This window comes from Mesohalobacter halotolerans, assembly GCF_006120725.1.
GTDB lineage: Bacteria > Bacteroidota > Bacteroidia > Flavobacteriales > Flavobacteriaceae > Psychroflexus > Psychroflexus halotolerans.
The window spans coordinates 510,876-530,697 of the sequence record NZ_SWMU01000001.1 but is presented as its reverse complement, the minus strand read 5'-3'; the positions used below and the strand labels follow the sequence as shown (position 1 = coordinate 530,697).

General features: G+C 35.7%; 17 protein-coding genes. 10 read left to right on the top strand and 7 right to left on the bottom strand.

The features are described 5' to 3' along the window. Nucleotides 1–31 precede the first annotated feature (31 nt). Together aat and FCN74_RS02490 are read right to left on the bottom strand one after the other, a co-directional pair. Nucleotides 32–697 (bottom strand): leucyl/phenylalanyl-tRNA--protein transferase, encoded by a 666-nt coding sequence (aat, locus tag FCN74_RS02495; RefSeq protein ID WP_394348017.1) that lies wholly within the window; start codon nucleotides 695–697, stop codon nucleotides 32–34. After that, nucleotides 675–2,027, bottom strand: coding sequence for a TIGR00366 family protein (locus FCN74_RS02490; RefSeq protein WP_246062536.1), 1,353 nt, complete (start codon nucleotides 2,025–2,027; stop codon nucleotides 675–677). The genes aat and FCN74_RS02490 overlap by 23 nt, the downstream gene beginning before the upstream one ends. Nucleotides 2,028–2,117: 90 nt before the next feature. Between FCN74_RS02490 and FCN74_RS02485 the strand changes: the two genes are divergently transcribed. From FCN74_RS02485 to FCN74_RS02470, 4 genes are all read left to right on the top strand, one after another. Continuing rightward, nucleotides 2,118–4,088 (top strand): putative porin, encoded by a 1,971-nt coding sequence (locus FCN74_RS02485; protein WP_138931009.1) that lies wholly within the window; start codon nucleotides 2,118–2,120, stop codon nucleotides 4,086–4,088. Nucleotides 4,089–4,451: 363 nt separating this feature from the next. Next, nucleotides 4,452–5,492 (top strand): ferrochelatase, encoded by a 1,041-nt coding sequence (hemH, locus tag FCN74_RS02480; RefSeq protein WP_138931008.1) that lies wholly within the window; start codon nucleotides 4,452–4,454, stop codon nucleotides 5,490–5,492. Next, nucleotides 5,489–6,829, top strand: coding sequence for an MATE family efflux transporter (locus tag FCN74_RS02475; RefSeq protein WP_138931007.1), 1,341 nt, complete (start codon nucleotides 5,489–5,491; stop codon nucleotides 6,827–6,829). Before hemH ends, FCN74_RS02475 begins: the two co-directional genes overlap by 4 nt. 128 nt (nucleotides 6,830–6,957) lie before the next feature. Further along, on the top strand, nucleotides 6,958–7,476 hold the full coding sequence (locus FCN74_RS02470; protein ID WP_138931006.1) for a ferritin: 519 nt from the start codon (nucleotides 6,958–6,960) through the stop codon (nucleotides 7,474–7,476). Nucleotides 7,477–7,818: 342 nt separating this feature from the next. Here the strand turns inward: FCN74_RS02470 and FCN74_RS02465 are convergent, their stop codons facing one another. Then, nucleotides 7,819–8,094 (bottom strand): hypothetical protein, encoded by a 276-nt coding sequence (locus FCN74_RS02465; RefSeq protein WP_138931005.1) that lies wholly within the window; start codon nucleotides 8,092–8,094, stop codon nucleotides 7,819–7,821. A gap of 41 nt (nucleotides 8,095–8,135) precedes the next feature. Between FCN74_RS02465 and FCN74_RS02460 the strand changes: the two genes are divergently transcribed. The 5 genes from FCN74_RS02460 (at nucleotide 8,136) to FCN74_RS02440 (ending at nucleotide 14,717) form a co-directional block, all read left to right on the top strand. Continuing rightward, nucleotides 8,136–8,735: a DNA-3-methyladenine glycosylase gene (locus FCN74_RS02460; protein WP_138931004.1), complete on the top strand. Its 600-nt coding sequence runs from the start codon at nucleotides 8,136–8,138 to the stop codon at nucleotides 8,733–8,735. Nucleotides 8,736–8,883: 148 nt separating this feature from the next. Then, nucleotides 8,884–11,727 carry a VPS10 domain-containing protein gene (locus FCN74_RS02455; RefSeq protein WP_138931003.1) on the top strand — a complete coding sequence of 948 codons (2,844 nt, stop codon included), beginning with the start codon at nucleotides 8,884–8,886 and terminating at the stop codon, nucleotides 11,725–11,727. A 540-nt stretch (nucleotides 11,728–12,267) separates the two neighbouring features. Next, nucleotides 12,268–12,825, top strand: a complete 558-nt coding sequence (locus FCN74_RS02450) for a YceI family protein (RefSeq protein WP_138931002.1) — start codon at nucleotides 12,268–12,270, stop codon at nucleotides 12,823–12,825. 12 nt (nucleotides 12,826–12,837) lie between these two features. Next, nucleotides 12,838–14,100: a hypothetical protein gene (locus FCN74_RS02445; protein WP_138931001.1), complete on the top strand. Its 1,263-nt coding sequence runs from the start codon at nucleotides 12,838–12,840 to the stop codon at nucleotides 14,098–14,100. 56 nt (nucleotides 14,101–14,156) lie between these two features. Continuing rightward, the gene (locus FCN74_RS02440) at nucleotides 14,157–14,717 is read left to right on the top strand and encodes a hypothetical protein (RefSeq protein ID WP_138931000.1); all 561 of its coding nucleotides are present in this window, start codon (nucleotides 14,157–14,159) and stop codon (nucleotides 14,715–14,717) included. Nucleotides 14,718–14,726: 9 nt separating this feature from the next. Here FCN74_RS02440 and FCN74_RS02435 read toward each other — a convergent pair whose 3' ends face one another. The 3 genes from FCN74_RS02435 to FCN74_RS02425 all read right to left on the bottom strand — a co-directional run bounded on the left by FCN74_RS02435 (nucleotide 14,727) and on the right by FCN74_RS02425 (nucleotide 18,202). Continuing rightward, complete coding sequence (locus FCN74_RS02435; RefSeq protein ID WP_138930999.1) at nucleotides 14,727–15,488, bottom strand: SDR family NAD(P)-dependent oxidoreductase; 762 nt, start codon at nucleotides 15,486–15,488, stop codon at nucleotides 14,727–14,729. 250 nt (nucleotides 15,489–15,738) lie between these two features. Next, the gene (locus FCN74_RS02430) at nucleotides 15,739–17,319 is read right to left on the bottom strand and encodes an NADP-dependent glyceraldehyde-3-phosphate dehydrogenase (protein ID WP_138930998.1); all 1,581 of its coding nucleotides are present in this window, start codon (nucleotides 17,317–17,319) and stop codon (nucleotides 15,739–15,741) included. A gap of 352 nt (nucleotides 17,320–17,671) precedes the next feature. Further along, nucleotides 17,672–18,202 (bottom strand): CvpA family protein, encoded by a 531-nt coding sequence (locus FCN74_RS02425; protein ID WP_138930997.1) that lies wholly within the window; start codon nucleotides 18,200–18,202, stop codon nucleotides 17,672–17,674. 82 nt (nucleotides 18,203–18,284) lie between these two features. Here FCN74_RS02425 and FCN74_RS02420 point away from each other — a divergent pair, with 82 nt between their 5' ends. Continuing rightward, entirely contained in the window at nucleotides 18,285–19,313 is a 1,029-nt protein-coding gene (locus FCN74_RS02420; protein WP_138930996.1) for an isoaspartyl peptidase/L-asparaginase family protein, read from the top strand. Nucleotides 19,314–19,337: 24 nt separating this feature from the next. Here FCN74_RS02420 and FCN74_RS02415 read toward each other — a convergent pair whose 3' ends face one another. Then, nucleotides 19,338–19,796, bottom strand: coding sequence for a hypothetical protein (locus tag FCN74_RS02415; RefSeq protein WP_138930995.1), 459 nt, complete (start codon nucleotides 19,794–19,796; stop codon nucleotides 19,338–19,340). Nucleotides 19,797–19,822 lie beyond the last annotated feature (26 nt).

The following is a 19,822-nucleotide window of genomic DNA, read 5'->3' as shown; positions in this document are numbered from 1 at the left end:
AAAAATTTACCTATTAGATTAGGCTAAAGAATTACTTCAAGAAGTTTAAAAACCGCTTTCTATCTATTGTCTCAGCACCTAGTCGCTCTAAATGTCGAGTATAGATTTGACAGTCTACAAGTTTAAGTCCTTTACTTTTATAATATTCTATCATTTTAATGAAAGCATATTTAGAAGCATTACTTTGATGTGCAAACATACTTTCACCACAAAAGACACCGTAAGATTTGAGGTAAATCCCATATAAACCCCCAACGAGTTCATTGTCTTGCCAAGCTTCAACAGAATGTGCATATCCCTTTTGATGTAAATTAATATAAGCGTTCATCATTTGGTCACTTAACCAAGTCCCATTTTGTCCTTTACGAGGTGTTGCTGCACAAGCTTTAATCACTTGCTCAAAAGCTTGATTAAATGTCACTTCAAACTTTTTTTGATTTAAGAGCGGTCGCATAGATTTTGAAATATGAAGTTTTTCAGGGAACAACACCATGCGCTCTTCTGGTGACCACCACAAAATAGGTTCGTTTTCGTTATACCATGGAAAAATCCCATTGCGGTATGCCAAGATTAACCGCTCAGCAGACAAGTCGCCACCAACGGCCAAAATTCCAGATTCATCAGCATGTCTAGGATGTGGAAACCACAATTCTGAGGTGAGAAATACCATGAGCTTAAAAAATAAATACCAATCCAAAAATAAAAATCAAGCTACCAATCAAAAACATCCAAAACGTGAAAGGTAGAATTTGATAAGCTTTAAGCTTGGTTATGGCCAGTAAAGGCAAAGCCCAAAATGGTTGAAGCATGTTTGTGATTTGGTCTCCATAGGCCATCGCCATCAGCATTTTGGGCAAAGGCACTTGCAATTGATGAGAAGACTCAATAATGATCGGGCCTTGAATTACCCATTGCCCACCGCCACTAGGCACAAAAATGTTGAGTAATCCTGCGCTCATAAATGTGAATATAGGTAAGGTTTCTGTCGTTGAAATACTCACAAAAAACTCAGCAATATTGATGGCCAAACCACTGTCTTTCATCACACCCATAATTCCAAAATATAATGGGAATTGAATTAAAATACCGCTCACATCGCTAATTGAAATTTTTAAGGCCTTTAGAAACTGATAAAAATTGCCATGTAAGATAAACGCCAAGCCCAACATTAAAAAATTAAGCATATTAGGTGTCAGCCTGAAGTCTAAAAAGTATTCTTTATATTGAATTGCAAAAGTCAACAGCACTATACCACCAAAAAGAGTAGCAGGCCAGCGAATTTTTTCAAATTTTATAATGTCTTGATAATTGAGTGTTGAGTTTACCTTAGATATAGAAAGATCAATATCCACAACCGATTTTGACCTAGAGTGTAATACCAAAAACAGCAAAGGCATCAACAAGAGGAGTAAGCCAAATATTAAAAGATTTTCAAAACTTAAAATGGTCTCAGCAGTAGCTAAAAAATCGGGTACAGCCAATGGACTTAAACTTGCTAAATGCCCACTTTCTGCAACTTTTAAAGGTGCTGAACCGCTTAAACCACCATGCCAAACCATAAGACCAATATAGCCTGATGCACCGAGTAAAGGATAATTAAGTTTAAAACCCCTTTCAGCACAGGATTCCCCAATTTTACGAACCAGAATGGCTCCAAAAATCAAACCTAAACCCCAATTGAAAAATGCCATGAGCATAGTAGAAACACTTACAATCACGACAGCTTTTGCTGTAGAGTTAATGGGTGCCGTTAGGACGTCAAGCAGTTTTTGCATGGGTTGGCTTAGCACTAAAATATGTCCTAAGACCAAAATCAACATCATTTGATATGCAAACACCAACAGACTTTCGTTCCAAATGCCGTTTTCCCAATAACTTAAAACCTTAATAAAATTTTGAGATACATTGCCAGAGGTCATACTCAAACTTACCCAAAGCATGACAACAATCGTCAATATCACGGCAATACTAAATGGCGATGGCACAAAACGTTTAAAATAGTGTTCTATGGTTTTTGAGTTTTTCAATAAGCCGAGATTTTTTGCTTTATTCAAAAACTTAAAAGTATAAAAGTTCATTGAAAAAATGATACTTTTGTACAGAATTAGTGGGTTTTAATGAAACAGCTTTTACTTTTTTTCTTTTTGTGTTCTACTTTGCACGTAGCCTCACAAGTGCGTGAATTAAGACGGATGGATTCGGGTAGGAGCCAAAGCAATACTAATCAAAATGTAGAAAATACTCAATCAGTTGAAGAAACCAAAGAACGTCCACCGATAGACCAATACAAAATCATTACGTCAAAAAATGATACAATCATTGCTGATACAAATTTAACCATCCAAAAGGCCTACAAATACAATTACCTGCGTAAAGATGATTTCGAACTTTTACCGTTTCACAATATTGGGCAAACGTACAACAGTTTAGGTTATACGTTTGATGAAGTAAACCTCAGACCCCAATTTGGGGCTCAAGCCCGGCGATTTTATTACTTGGAAGCAGAAGACATCAATCACTTTTACGTGCCAACGCCTTATACCGATTTGTATTTTAAGACTACTTTTGAACAAGGGCAAAATTTGGACGCATCTTTTACTAGTAACTTTACAAAACGATTTAACTTTTATATCGCCTACAAAGGTTTAAGATCTTTAGGTAAATATTTACATTCTAGTACATCTAACGGGCATTTTAGGGTAGGTGTGGCTTACAGCACAAAAAATGATCGCTATCACTTAAAAACCCATTTCACTTCACAAGATTTTACTATCGAAGAAAATGGCGGACTCACGCCAACAGCAAAACAACAATTTATAAACGGCGATCCAGAATTTGAAAACAGACCATCTTTGGATGTTCAATTTCAAGATGCCGAAAACAAATTTGTAGGTCGACGATTTTTGGTTGATCAATTTTATAAACTCAGAAAAGGTAATGACTCTACTCAAAATGGACAAATCAAGCTGAAGCATCAATTGCTTTTTAAAGATAAAACATTTCGTTATGAACAAACTGAAGCCTCCGATTTGTTTGGTATACCTTTAGAAACCCAAAACCTCAACACCGAAGTTGAATTTCAAGATGTGACCAATACCTTAGGAGTAAGCTATCAGATTAATCCTCTGGGTATTTTTGAATTTAATGCTTCTCACAGCGATTACAATTACGGGTACAATTCGGTTTTTGTAGGTGATCAAGGTATAGTCCCTAATCGGCTTCAGGGTGAAATTTTAGCTGTTGGTGGATCTTATTTTGGAAAAATTGGACAATTCAAACTACAAGGTGATATTCAGTATAACTATTCGGGTGACTTTGAAGGCAATTATATCAAAACCCAAGCTGATTATCAATTTTCAAAAGATTTGAAAGCCACAGCACGCTTGAATATCAACTCACATGCTCCAAATTACAATAAACTTTTAAACCAAAGTGATTATCAGAACTACAATTGGTTTAACGATTTTGATAACGTTAAAACTCAATATTTACAAGCAGAGCTGGCATCTAAAAAATTTGGAAACCTAGACGCTTCAATCACTCAAATCCAAGATTATGCCTATTTTGGTTTTATAGATAACCCCAATCCCGAACCCTTAGCAGATTCTTTAGTCAGGCCATTTCAATCTGATAGCGAGGTCAGATATTTGAAGTTAAAATTTGAAAAAACTTTAAAATACGGTAAGTTTTCTCTTGCCAACACCATTATGTATCAAAATGTTTTAGACGGCAAAGATGTTTTTAGAGTGCCTGATCTGGTGACGCGTCAAACACTATTTTATACGGATCGTTGGTTTAAAAAAGCTTTATTCTTACAAACCGGATTCAATTTTAAATTCTTTACAGGCTATAATGCCAATGCTTATGACCCGATTTTAGCTGAATTTGTTGTGCAAGATTTTGAAGAACTCGACAACTTTTACACCGTTGATTTTTTCTTTAATATTAAAGTCAGGCAGGCGCGGATATATTTTAAATATGAAAATTTGACCACACTTTTTGAAACCAACACCAGTTTTTCTGCCCCAAATTATCCCTATCGCGATGCTGTGATTCGGTTTGGGCTGGTTTGGAATTTCTTTTTGTAAACATTCATTTTTATTTAATGATTGTTCGCTGGTCATGTTTTAACTTTGAACAAAATTATAAAGTGAAATTAAATCAATTTCATCTCATTTCATTTACCAAACTGAAGACTGGTATTTGTGATTACTTGAAGTGATAAAGTTTCATTTGATAAAGTAAGTTAATATAATTGCTTAAATATCGATTGGAATTATGGAGTCATCTCAACATCGAGCGTAGTCGAGATAATGTTTGAACATCGAGCGGAGCCGAGATGTAAATGATTTTTGACTTCAGTTTATGCTGAATGATAGCCGCAGTGCTTCAACATAAAACAAAGAATATTTGAGGAAATATAATTTTTATAAAATAAAATCACAATATATATGAAAGGTGTTTTGATGGTAAATCTAGGTTCTCCTAAATCGACTGACCCCAAAGATGTTAAACGCTATTTGGGCGAATTTTTAATGGATGAACGCGTGATAGATTTGCCCTATGTTTTAAGAGCTATTTTAGTTAAAGGGATTATTCTCAATACACGACCAAAACAATCGGCAAAAGCTTATAAAAAAATATGGTGGGATGAAGGCTCACCATTGATTGTATTATCAGAAAGGCTTCAAGAAAGAGTTGATGAATACACCCAAATCCCTATCGCTCTAGCTATGCGATATGGCGAACCATCAATCCACCAAGGTTTACAAGAATTGCACGATAAAGGCGTAGATGAAGTTTTGCTTTTGCCTTTGTATCCTCAATTTGCGATGGCCACTACTGAAACCATTTTGGTCTTAACAGAGCAACTTAGAGATGAACATTTTCCAGAAATGTCTTTGACAACTGTTCCGCCATTTTACAACCATCCGGATTATGTCAATGTGTTGTCTGCCAGTATCTACGAAAAAATTAGAAATTTAAATTACGACCATTTATTGTTTAGTTATCACGGTGTGCCTGAACGACATATCAGAAAAAGTGATATCACTAAATCACATTGTAAAATTGATGGCAGCTGTTGTCAAATCCCATCTAAAGCTCATCAATTTTGTTATCGCCATCAATGTTATGAAACTACTCGACTTGTGGCTCAAACCCTAGACTTAAAAGAAGGGACTTACAGCACCTCGTTTCAATCCCGATTGGGTTTTGATCCTTGGTTAAAACCATACACCGATAGAACAATTGAGAAATTGGCTCTTGAAGGGACAAAAAATATGGCTATAGTGACACCAGCATTTGTTTCAGATTGTTTAGAAACCTTAGAAGAAATCGCTATGGAAGGCGAAGAAATATTTCATGAAAATGGAGGTAAAAACTTTACATTTATCCCATGTTTAAACGATAGGCAAGACTGGGTAAAAACACTTAGCCGTTGGATAGACGAGTGGGCTACACAAGAACAACCAAATCCACAAACAGCATGAGAAGCCTAAGCTCTACAGAATTAGGCAAAAAACCCATCGGTAAATTATTGATAAAACAGTCCGTACCAGCCTCTATTGGTATTTTGGTAATGTCTATCAATATTTTGGTTGATACCATTTTAGTCGGAAATTGGATAGGCTCTGTTGCCATTGCAGCCATAAATGTAGTCTTACCCGTTTCCTTTTTTATAGCAGCACTCGGTATGGCTATTGGTATTGGCGGGTCTTCAATCATCTCAAGGGCTTTGGGAGCAAACAATAAAGACAAAGCCTTAACTACTTTTGGTAATCAAATCACTATCACCCTGCTACTCACTATTAGTTTAGTATCTGTAGGTTTGATATTTGTAAACGATTTGATACCAGCTTTTGGCGGTAAAGGTGATATATTTCCCTTAGCCAAAATTTACTATCAGATTGTGCTTTACGGCGTTCCGCTGCTAGCTTTGTGTATGATGGGCAATACCGTTATCCGAGCAGAAGGTAAGCCCATGTTTGCTATGATTGCTATGATTATTCCATCCGTTGGCAATTTAAGTTTAGATTTTATTTTAATTAAAGGTTTCGATATGGGTATGCATGGTGCGGCATGGGCAAGTACCATTTCTTATGCTTTATGTTTGAGTTTTATCATTTGGTTTTTTTTGTCAAAACGTTCAGAACTCAAGATCAGTTTTTCACATTTTGGCATTAAAGCTGATATATTGAGAGAAATTAGTGAATTAGGTTTTGTGACCTTAGCGAGACAGGCTGTGGTTAGTGTCACTTATTTATTGTTAAACAATATTTTATTTAAACTTGGTGGAGAAGCTGGCGTGACAACCTATGCCATCATAGCACGGATGTTAATGTTTGCATTATTTCCAGTTTTAGGAGTTACTCAAGGGTTTTTACCTATTGCAGGCTATAATTACGGTGCTCAACTCAAATCACGTGTGCGAGAAAGTATCAATAAAGCCATTCTTTACGCTTCTGGTCTCGGTTTATTTGTCTTTGCCAGCATCATGATTTTTGCAGAACCCATTGTCAGAGCATTTACAGATGACGCAGAAATCATCGCCCAGACGCCATCGGCTATGCGTTGGGTGTTTGCTGCTATACCCATCGTATCTATTCAGTTGATTGGCTCTGCATATTTTCAAGCTATAGGCAAAGCTAAACCTGCATTTTTGTTAACTTTGACACGTCAAGGATTTTTCTTTATTCCGCTTTTGCTTATTCTTCCAAAGTTTTATGATGAGTTTGGAGTTTGGGTTTCATTTGCGCTGGCTGATGTAATCTCAACACTAGTGACTGGTTATTTTTTGCATCGTGAAGTCAGACGTACTTTATTCTAATTCTTTTTTTACTCAGTTAATATTGTAAGGAATCAATTTAAATAAATATTAACCCGTAATATCGTCAATCCGTTACATTAACAAATATTATATTTACAGCTTAAATTTTAAGATAAAACCGGTAAATTATGTTGTCAAAATCTATTGAAAAAGCCTTGAATAAGCAAATCAGAATTGAAGCCGAGTCGTCTCAGGTTTATCTCGCTATGGCAGTTTGGGCTGAAGTAAAAGGACTTGAAGGTATATCAAATTTTATGTACGACCATTCTGATGAAGAACGTGAACACATGCTTAAACTCATAAAATTTGTAAATGAACGCGGCGGTCATGCCCATATCTCAGAACTTGCAGCCCCAAGTGTTGAGTTTTCTTCCTTTCAGGTGATGTTTGAAAAGCTTCTTGAGCATGAAATTTCTGTATCTCAAAGTATCAATGAGTTAGTTCATAGTTCCTTACAAGAAAAAGACTATGCAACCCATAATTTTATACAGTGGTATGTTTCTGAACAGATTGAAGAGGAAGCCACAGCCCGAACTATTCTTGATAAAGTCAATATGATTGGAGATGATAAAGGCGGATTGTATTTGTTTGATAGAGATATTCAGCAATTAAATATCAATTCTGCTGCAGCTGAAGATATAGAGTAAATTATTTTTTATATCATGTTCGACAAAATGATTAAAATCATTTTTGTACGATTTTGTTAAAACTAAGCTTATTTAGATTAATTACATATAGTTATATTTGCATAATTATAGTGATTAATGGGTAAGAAAAAAAACAAAAAGCTTAGAGAAAAGAGACTCAAATACCTTTCTGAAGAAGGAATCGATGCTTTAGGCAAGGTCAAGAAAAAGTGTTGTAAGAAATACAAAAAGTCCGAAAAAAAACGATGTAAGAAATGCCCGTGCTTCGATTTAATTAAGAAAGTGGCATAATAGTCTTTAACTTATATTACTAGACGCCTATCATGCTATAATATTATGTATTTATTTTCCTTTTGTCTTTTTGTTATAAATATATTCATTCAAAAACCAGGTAATAAGTGCATATATCCCACCACCAAAAACGATGCAAATCAGTAATTGAACGATAAAGTCGTAAGTCGTTGTAAAGGTTTGATCGGTTACAAAATAATTCCAGGCTGTCAATACTACAAATAGTAAAATACCAAAACTCAGACCTGTAGTTATTAAGTGTCTTAATAAGCCTTTTTCTCTTACTTTTTTCCATTTTTTAACGAATGGGTCTTCTGTATTTTGCATATTTATATTTTAGAAATTGAATTTTAAAAATAATGATTTGTATGACTTCAGATAGATTAAAGCCTAAATTTTTTCAATCGGGTAATGTTGTTAACCTGGCTCGTCAACTGATTGGGTATAAAATTTATACTAAAATTAATAGCCAAATCACCTCTGGAGTTATCACTGAAACTGAAGCATATGCAGGACAAAACGATAAGGCTTGTCATGCACATTTGGGTCGATTTACCAAACGGACTTCAGTGATGTATGAGCCTGGTGGAATTGCTTACATTTACTTGTGTTATGGTATTCATCATTTATTTAATATTGTGACAAATTCAAAAGGAAATGCCGACGCTATTTTAATTAGAGCTTTCGAGCCTAATTTAGGTATTGATCACATGCTAAAGCGAAGAAGTAAGCCTAAACTAGATAAAACATTGACTTCAGGACCTGGAAACGTTTCTCAAGCCCTTGGACTTAATAAAAATCATAACAAAAAGTCTGTATGCTCAGACGAAATATGGATCGAAAAAACAGATAATCCTTCTATTGAAATTACAGAAAGTACAAGAATCGGAATCGACTATGCCGAAGAAGATGCAAAATTACCCTGGCGATTTTACAATAAAACCTCAAAATTTGTGTCTGTACGATAATTTGTTTATGCAAGAAATTAAAATATAAGTGCTTTCAATAGATTTATGCCTTCTCTATCCTTGTGATTAAACTATAAATTGACAATGCATTGGAATGAATGGCTTTTTTTCATAACTTTCTAAATCAATTAAAAAACTTTAGAAACCCATGAGATCGTCATTATTTTTATGTTCTATTCTATTTTCAATTTTAACTTTTGCACAACAACCTTCTACTTCAGCAAGCCAAATAAAACAAGCATTAGAGCAAAAAGAAGCATTACTAAAAAATTCTATTGTAAAAAACCTGCCCTTTAAAAATATCGGTCCAAGCGTTATGAGCGGTAGGGTAACCGCTATAGCCGTAAATCCTGAAAACCCAATCGAGTTTTACGTTGGTTATGCCTCTGGAGGTGTGTGGCATACCACAAACAATGGGACAACTTTCAAACCCATTTTAGACAACAGTCCAACTCAAAACGTAGGAAGTCTAGCTGTAGATTGGAAGAACAGGAATATATGGGTTGGCACAGGAGAAGTCAATGCATCGCGATCAAGTTATGCTGGAATAGGTTTGTTGAAATCCAGCGATAATGGAAAAACATGGCAAAATATGGGGCTTGTAGACAGCCATCACATCAGCAGTATACTCATTAATCCTAATAATCCTGACGAAATCGTGGTTAGTGCAGTAGGCCATCTATATTCAAAAAATGATGAAAGAGGAATTTATAAATCTAAAGATGGCGGCAAAACATGGCGAAAAACACTTTTTGTCAATAACCAGTCCGGTGTCATAGAAATGGTGCATGAGCCATCTAATTTCAATTTAATGTATGCCTCATCTTGGGATAAAGACCGTAAGGCCTGGAATTTCAGAGGTGACGGACCTGGAAGTGCAATTTATAAAAGTAAAGATGCCGGTAGTACTTGGGAAAAAATCTCTACTCCAGATAGTGGCTTTCCTACAGGTGATGGTACAGGCAGAATAGGCTTAGCAGTATATGACGAAAACACAATTTATGCAATTCATGACAATCAAAACCGTAGAGTCCAAGAAGAATCTTCAGAAGATAAAGAATCTTTAACGAAAGATGATTTTAAAACAATGTCCTCAGAAGAACTTTTAGCCTTAGACAATAAAAAACTGAAAAAATTCTTACGCCGTAACAATTTTAAAGAAAAACACACTGCAGAACACGTTAAAGATTTGGTAGAAGATGGTGATATTAAACCTGCAGATGTAGCCAAATATCTTGAAGATGCCAACTCTATGCTGTTTGATACCCCGGTAATTGGAGCTGAGGTTTACAAGAGTGTTGACGGTGGTAAAACTTGGAATAAAACCCATAAAGGTTACCTTGACGGTATTTATTACAGTTATGGTTATTACTTTGGAAAAATTCATGTAGACCCAAACGATAAAGACGGTATTTATATTTATGGTGTTCCTATTTTGAAATCAAAAGACGCAGGTAAAACCTTTACATCTATATCGGCACCAAATGTTCATGCAGACCATCATGCGTTATGGATTAACCCTAACAGACCAGGACATTTGATTGATGGAAATGATGGTGGAGTCAACATCTCCTACGACGACGGGAAAAACTGGATTAAAAACAACCAGCCTTCAGTAGGTCAGTTTTACACAGTTAATGTTGATAATGAAAAACCCTATAATGTTTATGGAGGTCTTCAAGATAATGGTGTTTGGAAAGGACCTCATAACTATTCTCAAAGTTCTAGATGGCACCAAAGTGGACAATATCCTTATAAATCTATTATGGGAGGAGACGGTATGCAAATTGAAATTGATGACAGAAACAGTAATATCGTATATACTGGATTCCAGTTTGGAAATTACTTTAGGTTAGATCTAAAAAATAAAGATCGTAAATACATACAACCCAAACATGAACTCGGCGAAAGCCCTTATCGTTTTAACTGGCAAACCCCAATTTTATTGAGTCCTCATAATCAGGACATCTTGTATTTAGGTGGAAATAAACTTATGCGAAGCATGAATCAAGGCGATGACTGGGAAGCCATTTCAGAAGATCTTACAAAAGGAGGAAAAAAAGGAAATGTGGCTTATGGAACTTTGACGAGTATTTCAGAGTCACCATTTCAGTTTGGGTTGATATATGCCGGAAGTGATGATGGGCTAGTTCACGTTACTAAAGATGGCGGAAATACTTGGGTTGATATTTCAAATACTTTCCCAAAAGATTTATGGGTGAGTAGAGTCATTGCTTCTACTCATGCTAAAAAAAGAGTTTTCGTTGCCCTTAATGGCTATCGATGGGACGATTTTACACCCTACATTTTTGTTTCAGAAGATTACGGAGAGACATGGAAACCAATAGCAAGCAATATACCAGCCTCGCCCGTAAATGTGATTAAAGAAGACCCTGAAAATGAAAATATTTTATATGCCGGTACCGATAATGGATTGTATATTAGTTTCAATAGAGGAAATTCTTGGGAAATTTTTGGAACAGATTTACCCAACGTCGCCATGCATGACTTAGTGATTCAAAAAAGAGAAAAAGACCTTATTGTCGGCACACACGGTCGCTCAATTTATCTGGCAGAGATTGAATTACTTCAAAAACTAAATCCTGATAATTTCAGCAAAGTTGTATTGGGTAAAATAAAAACGACTAGAGCTTCAAAACGATGGGGAAGCAAAGACTTTAATCCCTATGGAGATTACTATGAACCGGAGCAAGATATCTATTTTTACGCTCCGGATAATGGGGATGTCAATATTAAAGTAACTACAGAAGACGGTAAAACCTTAAAAGAATGGAGCCAAACAGTTGACAAAGGGGTTTCTGTTGCGACTTATAATCTCTCCATTTCAAACAAAGGGGAAAAAGCACTTCGAAAAAAAGATATCACAATTGAAAAGGGAGATAATGGTATTTTTTATTTACCTAAAGGCACGTATAAAGTTGTAGTTTCTCAAGCTAACTCATCTGCCGAAACTGAGTTAATAATAAAATAACATTTAAAAAGTCTTAACTCTAGTTTGATTTAGTGTATTGATTTACACATAATTTAAGGGAAGTTTTCTGGTGTTTTGAAACTAACTTCTCAAGTAACTTGACCCATTCACATCAATAATACTACCAGAAGCATAAGCTGCTTTTTGTGGCTGAGCCATGTTTTTTAAATGATGATTCACTGAGCAGGTTTTCTCTTTTATTTGAGGCTAAATTTTTGTAGCTATGTCCATAAAATATACCAAAAAAAGATACTCGTCTGCCTTGTCGACTTTACAACAATTCCTCCAAATTTGTTTCAATACGCTAATTATTTAATCTGTGGATCTGACAACATTCATCTCTTCATGACTCTTAAAATTAAAATATTTTCAATATTAAAATATTTTTATTATTGATTTTGCAGTTTTTCAAAGCTTTTCGTCGATTTTCAAAAGCCTATTTTACCCTAATATGATATTCATCATTTATTAAAACGCATTCCTATCAGATATTTGCACAGTGAACAAGTGTTAGTTGGATTAACATTTAAAACAATAATTATGAAACCATTAAACTTTAAGTTAAGCTTAGTTTTAATATTAATTCTAGTGTTCAATGCTTTCACTTTCGCCCAAGAGACCTATAAGGCTTCCGTTAACGAAAGTAAAGTCATCATCGAAGGAACCTCTAATCTACACGACTGGGAGATGAGTGTTGAAACATTGAAAAGCACTCTTGTGATGAAACCAGACTCTAACGAAATAAATTCAGTCCATTTTGAGGTCCCAGTAAAAAGTATGAAAAGCGGTAAGAATAGAATGGACAAAAACACTTACGAAGCTTTAAAAGAAGAAAAACATGAACAAATCTCATTTTCTTCTTCAGCTGTAGAGGAAAGTGATAATAAATATTACGCTACAGGTAAGCTGAGTATAGCTGGCGTAAGCAAGAATGTCAAGATCCCATTTGACATTTCAAAGCAAAACAATCAGTTGGCGCTAAATTTATCTTATGAGATCAATATGTTAGACTATAAGGTTGAGCCTCCTGCAGCATTGTTTGGCACAATCACCACTGGAGATAAAGTCAATGTAAACATCAACTTAATTTTTAAATAAATCCCTTTACTTATGAAAACCATGAAAACTATGTTGTTCTTGCTAATTGGATTAGCAGTTACACAATTAACAAATGCACAAAAACGTGACTTGGATAACTTTAGACCAAGAGATCAAAGAGGAATCAATGTCTTTGAAGAACCTAAAGACACCGCCACAACTTTTGAAAATGTAAAAGTAAGAATAGGTGGAGCTTCAACACTTCAGTATCAATCCATCAATCATGAGAATTCAGGAGCAGTGCCATTAGTTCCATTAGGAGATAACTTTAACTTGGCTACAGCAAACTTAGACCTTGATGTTCAATTGTATGATGGTGTAAGAATGCACTTGAGAACTTATCTGTCTGCACGTCACCACCCTGAAGCTTGGGTCAAAGGCGGTTATATTTTGATCGACAAACTGGACTTCGTTAAAGAAGGCTTTATGGAAGATTGGATGAAGAAACTAACTTTCAAGTTTGGACACATGGAAATTAATTATGGTGATGCACACTTTAGAAGAACAGATAATGCACAAGCCATTTACAACCCATTTGTAGGTAATTATTTAATGGATGCATTTACAACTGAAGTTGGATTTGAAGCTTATTACCGCGACAATGGTTGGTTAGCGATGGTCGGTATGACCAATGGTAAACTCAATCAATCTGTAGAAGAAACAAACACACAAGCATCACTACTGGCAAAATTGGGGTATGATAAACAGGTCAATGACGACTTTAGATTTAGATTGACCGGATCTTTGTATCATACAGGTGAATCTTCAAAGAATTTCTTATACGACGGAGATAGAGCTGGATCAAGATATTATCTTGTTCTTGAAGAAGAAGGTTCTTCTGCACAATCTGCCTTCAGATCTGGTCGTGTTAATCCAGGTTTTGGAACAGAATTAACGGCAATTATGATTAACCCTTTTATTAGATATAAAGGAATTGAGTTCTTCGGTGTTTACGAAAATTCAACTGGAAAAGGTTTCGGCCCTAACCCACCGAGCAGAACCTATAATCACTATGCCGCTGACTTATTATACCGTTTTGGATCTAACGAAGATTTCTACATCGGTGGTAGATACAGCTATGTAGATGGAGAGCATCCTTCAGGTATGGACATTAGCGTGGATAGAATGCAACTTGGTGCAGGTTGGTTTATGACAAAAAATATTTTAGCCAAGATAGAATATGTCACTCAGTCTTACTCAGATTTTCCAACTGGTGATATACTGGACGGCGGTGAATTTGATGGCCTAATGATGGAAGCCGTTATTAGTTTCTAATTTGAGTTACCTTTAAGGGCCTGATAGTATTACAGGCCCTTTTAAAATTTATTATTATGAAAGCCTTATTACATCTTGTCGCTGTTTTGAGTTTTGGCTTTTTATTGCCCGTTAAAGAAACAGCAGACATTCACATCGAAAAAGGAAGTCAGATTTCAATCATGGGAAGCTCAAACGTCAATCGTTTTACCTGTAGTTATTCTAAAGCAATTGCTCCTGGTTGTCAAGTCATTGCTTATGATTATAAACACGACACATTCCTGTTAGAAAATGCAATCATTGACCTGAAAAGTAATGCCTTTGATTGTGGTGGCAAATTGATTAATAAAGACTTTAATGAGTTAATGGAATCTGAGGAACATCCTCACATTAAAATCAAGTTCAAAAAAATTGAAGTCGGTAATGATGAATTTTTAGTGCATTCTCAAATTGAAATTGCACATAAGGTCAATTCGTATTCTTTCACAATAAGCACTATCAACAATTATAATTATTGTGGTAGCCTAGAGTTAAATATCGAAGATTTTGGTATGGAACCACCCCGAAAGTTATTGGGTGCAATACAAGTAGATCCTCTCATTACGATCAATTTTGACCTTAATCTGGAATTCAAATAGGTTAAAAGATTAACTTCTCAAGTAACTTGCCCCATTCACATCAATAATACTGCCAGAAGCATAAGCTGCTTTTTGGGAGGCTAAAAATAGGATAGCATGAGCCACTTCTTGAGGTTGAGCCATACGTTTAAACGGCGATTCTCTCAACAAATTTTCACGTTCTATTGGTGTTAAAGTCTTTGTGGCCATATCCGTTTCTGTAAATCCAGGTGCTACGACACCAACATAAATATGATGTGGCGCCAGTTTTTTTGCCAGCGATTGGCTCATGGCATTTAACGCAGCTTTACTGGCGCCATAAGCCGGTTTAGTCGGTTCTCCACGAAAGGCTCCTCTGGAAGATATGCTAACTATTCGGCCGCCTCTGTGTTTGATCATATGTTGTGCTGCCAGAAAACTCAGGTTAGCTGCGGCAAATACATTGGTTTGAAAGGTGTTCTCAAATGCAGAAATCCAATGGTCAAGATTATCATCTACAACATCGTGTTCAATAGATATCCCGGCATTATTTACTGAGACATCAAGTTGATCAAATTTGGATACAACATCATCAATAAGTTGTCGTTGTGCGTCCTTTTTGGAAATATCGAATTGAAATAACTCATGCCCTTTACCCGATAACTCTGCCAAAGTTTCTTCAGCAGCCTTACGGTTGCTTTTAAAGTTAATACCGACTCGTGCACCTTGTTCAGCAAAAGCCAGTGCGGTTGCCTTCCCTATTCCTCTGGAACCACCGGTAATCAATACGGTTTTATCTTTAAAATCGTTCATTGTAAATTAAATTTATGCTTTGCTAAAATACAATTTAGTAGTAGTCGACTCAAGCCCATTTGAGTATTATGTCTGGTGGTGATTTTATAGTAGATCAAACTTAACAATGAAAAAGTGATAATTATCAGCTATGGGAATTACTATTGCACTTTCAATCAAATTATTATGAGACAAGAAATAGGGCCAAATGCCTTTTCAGTCCGGTAGGATTTGTATGTGTCAATCTGATTCTAGATTCTTATTCGTGTAACTATAAAATATAATCGGTACTAATAAACTTTGATTGTTTTTTATCCATCAACTGTTCCAGAATCTCAAGGTTTTGTTCATTATCCTTAGAGGCCACGAAGGTTCGAATGGAAAAAGAACGCAAAGCATCATGCACACTTAAGGTGGATTTTGCAGAGTCTTTCCGCCCAGTAAACGGATAGACATCTGGACCTCGTTGACAAGAGCTGTTGAGGTTTACTCGACACACTAAATTGGCCAAAGTGTCAATTAGCGGAGCAAGAACGTCTACATTTTTCCCAAACAAACTTACCTGTTGTCCATAATTAGATTCGGCCATATCATCTAAAGGTTCGTTGATGTCTGTAAAAGATACTACAGGAATTACTGGTCCAAATTGTTCTTCTTCATAAACCCTCATATCTTTAGTTACGGGATACAACACAGCAGGCCAGATATAATTATCAAAATGCTGTCCACCTTTTTTATTCAGGATTTTAGCGCCTTTGTCTTGTGCATCATCAATGAGCTCTTGAATGTATTGAGGTTTATCCGGCTCTGGAAGTGGTGTAAGCATGGTATCTTCCCAGGGATTGCCAAAGGTAGCATTATCAACAGCTTTATTGAATTTTCCTAAAAATTCTTCTTTTACATCTTTATGAACGTATATGATTTTTAAAGCCGTACAGCGTTGTCCATTAAAAGATAGACTTCCAGAAATACATTCTTTAACCGCCAAATCTAAATCGGCATGCGGTAAAACAATCGCTGGATTTTTAGCTTCAAGCCCTAAAACTAATCTTAGCCTGTTACTCTTAGGGTGCTGGTTAATTAATGCGTTAGCAGATTTGCTGTTCCCAATTAAAGCCAAAACATCAACTTTACCGGTTTGCATAATTGGGCTGGCTAGTACACGACCTCGACCAAAAATGACATTAACCACACCAGACGGAAAACTTTCCTGAAAGGCTTCAAGTAAAGGTGTTATGAGTAAAACCCCAAATTTAGCAGGTTTAAAGATTGCTGTATTGCCCATAATTAATGCAGGAATCAGTAATGCAAAAGTTTCATTAAGCGGGTAATTGTAAGGCCCTAAACATAGAACGACCCCTAATGGTCCACGTCTGATATGAGCGTAAACGCCATCATGCTTTTCAAATTTGGCAGCATTGCGGTCTATATTTTTGTAATCTTCGATGGTATCATAGATGTATTTAACCGTCCGATCAAATTCTTTTTGGGCGTCGGTCAGGTTTTTCCCAATTTCCCACATAATGAGCTTGACTACAATATCCCGTTTGGTTTCCATTTTTTTGACAAACTTCTCCATACAATCTATGCGCTCACTAACGCGCATTGTAGGCCACAAACCTTTACCTTCATCGTAAGCTTCCACAGCAGCATCTAAGGCTTCAAGCCCTTGTTTTTCCTCCAGATTGGGAACACTACCCAGATATGTTGGTTTGTATTTTTCAGTAGAAGAAATCGAAGAATTTACATCAGCCATATGACCTGACCAGGCTTTTAATTTGCCATTGATTAAATATGTATTGGCTTTAATGGGTTGATCAATTTGATATGCTATTGGTATTTTGTTTTTCATAATCAGTAATTTTGCTAAAAATATTTATAAAAATATATAATTGCTGATTTTTAAAAATTATTTACCATCTTATTATAATACGTGAATGGAATAGTACTAGTTAATTCCGATAATATAGTTTTGACACAATTTTTCCATTTGCGATTATTATAATAATTGTCTTGGTGGTATCGCTATGGATTAAAATATAATATCTACTTTATTTTGTTAATCCATTTTTTCTGGAAGTGTTAAGCATCTCAGCACTTATCTCTACTGATAATATAAAAAGCCCCATCAAAAAACAAGACCTTAGAAATTAATTCTAAAGCCGAGTTAATAAGGAAATCTTATAATGACGAGTTATAAAATTTTACTCAGATATGTTAGGCAGCTTATCCAACATTTCTTTTTGCTCCTGGCTCATCTCGACTAATTTAGGCCAAATAATATCTGTAAATTGATTGAGTATGGGATAGCTTATTGATTCATTTAAAGTCTCTTCAGACACCATTTCAACTTGTTCATTAATCACATTAAAGAGTAACAATAAAATACTTAAGAGCAAACCAAACTTTAACAAGCCAAATAGACCACCAAGCAGTTTATTGATAAAACTCAAAGCCACAAAATCAATAAGTTTAGTGATGAGTTTTCCAATGAGAGAAACTATGATAACAATGACTATAAAACTCAATAAAAAAGTCGTAATTCTCAAATATTCGTCATCCCAGTCTAGCCATTGTCCGATGTAAAGGCCATGCGCTTTAGATAAGTAAAATGCACCAGTAATACCGAGAATCAGACCCAATAAAGCGGTAAGTTCTAATACAAAACCTTTTTTAAAGCCTTTGTAAAAGCCAAGGATAAGAATGACGCCAATAATGATATCTATCAGATTCATGGCGTAAATATAGAGAAGATTTATTCAAAATATCCTATCTTTAAACCATAGTTTAGTAACTAAACCTTTATAAAAAAAATTCATGAATAAAACATTTATTTTATATACCATTCTTGGTTTTTTCTTTTTGGCCTGTCAAAACCAACCTCAAGCCTCCAAAACAGAAAACAACAACCCAGAAAAGATTAAAAAAGAGAACCCCATCGCCATCGTTATTCATGGCGGTGCTGGTTATATGGCACAAAGCAATATGAACGAGGAAAAGCAAAATGCCTATAAAGCTAAATTAGACGAAGCTGTTTCTAAAGGTCATGACATTTTAAATAAAGGCGGCACAGCCATAGAAGCTGTGCAGCGAACTATTAATATTCTCGAAGATTCGCCGTTGTTCAATTCGGGTAAAGGTGCGGTATTTAACCACGAAGGCTATAACGAACTCGATGCCTCTATCATGGATGGTAAAACGCTGAATGCCGGAGCTGTCGCTGGGGTTACCAATGTTAAAAACCCTATCAACCTGGCTTATGAGGTGATGGAAAACTCCAAGCACGTCATGCTTTCAGGAGCTGGCGCTCAAGTTTTTGCTAAAGAACGCGGCATCACGCTTGTCGATTCAGCTTATTTTGCAGTACCCGATCGATTAGAAGCTTTAAAACGTGCTCAAAACAAAACCGCTTTGCTCAACTGGGAAGATGAAAAATTTGGCACAGTTGGCTGTGTCGCTTTAGATCAAAATGGCAATATCGCTGCTGGAACTTCTACCGGCGGAATGACCAACAAGTGCTGGAATCGCATTGGAGATTCGCCGATTATAGGTGCCGGTACCTATGCCAACAACGCTACTTGTGGTGTGTCTTCAACAGGTCATGGTGAATACTTTATTAGATTGGCTGTGGCTCACGATATTTCTGCACAGATGGAATATCAAAATAAAAGCCTACAACAAGCCGCTGAAGAAGTTGTGATGAAAAAGTTGAAAAATCTAGGAGGAGATGGCGGTATTATTGCTTTAGATAAAGATGGCAATATTTCTATGGTTTTCAATACCTCGGGTATGTTTAGAGCCTCTATTGACCCAAAAGGTCAAAAACAAATTAAAATCTTCAAATAATTAGCTTGTTTTGAGTTATAGGCGTTAAATTTCAATATCAAGCTGCTTTCCTTCTTCTTTGGCTTTGTTATCCATTCCTGAACCAAAAGCCATGCCTATACTCATCCCAATCGGTAAGCCTATGGCTAAAAACGCCATATTATCAAAAGCTAAACCAAAGCCCACCCCAATAGGTAAACCAAAACTTGACATCCCAACAGCTAGCCACATATTACGGTAATAGTGTTTAGGCACTATTTTTAATTCTTTCTTTAATAGTTTTAAAATATCATTATAAGATTTCCTGAGGTCTTTGTGATAAGTTTTAGTGTCTACTTGACTAAGATTTAGACTGTCAACTTGTTGGTTGATATCATCTAAAACAGATTTAGGAAGTTCTTTTTGAGATAAACTATCTAAAAGTTTTTCAAATTTTTGAAACTGCTTTAAAGCTTTTGGGTGATCCTCAGTTTTTGATCTTTTCTGCAATGATTCCAGTTTCATCAAATAAGTTTTTTATTACTTTCACT

Excerpts from the sequence above, each read along its gene's own strand:
- FCN74_RS02440 (WP_138931000.1), top strand. The coding sequence starts at position 14,157 with ATGAAAGCCTTATTACATCTTGTCGCTGTTTTGAGTTTTGGCTTTTTA.
- FCN74_RS02485 (WP_138931009.1), top strand. The coding sequence starts at position 2,118 with ATGAAACAGCTTTTACTTTTTTTCTTTTTGTGTTCTACTTTGCACGTA.
- FCN74_RS02455 (WP_138931003.1), top strand. The coding sequence starts at position 8,884 with ATGAGATCGTCATTATTTTTATGTTCTATTCTATTTTCAATTTTAACT.
- FCN74_RS02475 (WP_138931007.1), top strand. The coding sequence starts at position 5,489 with ATGAGAAGCCTAAGCTCTACAGAATTAGGCAAAAAACCCATCGGTAAA.
- FCN74_RS02435 (WP_138930999.1), bottom strand. The coding sequence starts at position 15,488 with ATGAACGATTTTAAAGATAAAACCGTATTGATTACCGGTGGTTCCAGA.
- FCN74_RS02445 (WP_138931001.1), top strand. The coding sequence starts at position 12,838 with ATGAAAACCATGAAAACTATGTTGTTCTTGCTAATTGGATTAGCAGTT.
- FCN74_RS02450 (WP_138931002.1), top strand. The coding sequence starts at position 12,268 with ATGAAACCATTAAACTTTAAGTTAAGCTTAGTTTTAATATTAATTCTA.
- FCN74_RS02420 (WP_138930996.1), top strand. The coding sequence starts at position 18,285 with ATGAATAAAACATTTATTTTATATACCATTCTTGGTTTTTTCTTTTTG.
- FCN74_RS02470 (WP_138931006.1), top strand. The coding sequence starts at position 6,958 with ATGTTGTCAAAATCTATTGAAAAAGCCTTGAATAAGCAAATCAGAATT.
- FCN74_RS02465 (WP_138931005.1), bottom strand. The coding sequence starts at position 8,094 with ATGCAAAATACAGAAGACCCATTCGTTAAAAAATGGAAAAAAGTAAGA.
- FCN74_RS02425 (WP_138930997.1), bottom strand. The coding sequence starts at position 18,202 with ATGAATCTGATAGATATCATTATTGGCGTCATTCTTATCCTTGGCTTT.
- hemH (WP_138931008.1), top strand. The coding sequence starts at position 4,452 with ATGAAAGGTGTTTTGATGGTAAATCTAGGTTCTCCTAAATCGACTGAC.
- FCN74_RS02460 (WP_138931004.1), top strand. The coding sequence starts at position 8,136 with ATGACTTCAGATAGATTAAAGCCTAAATTTTTTCAATCGGGTAATGTT.
- FCN74_RS02430 (WP_138930998.1), bottom strand. The coding sequence starts at position 17,319 with ATGAAAAACAAAATACCAATAGCATATCAAATTGATCAACCCATTAAA.
- FCN74_RS02415 (WP_138930995.1), bottom strand. The coding sequence starts at position 19,796 with ATGAAACTGGAATCATTGCAGAAAAGATCAAAAACTGAGGATCACCCA.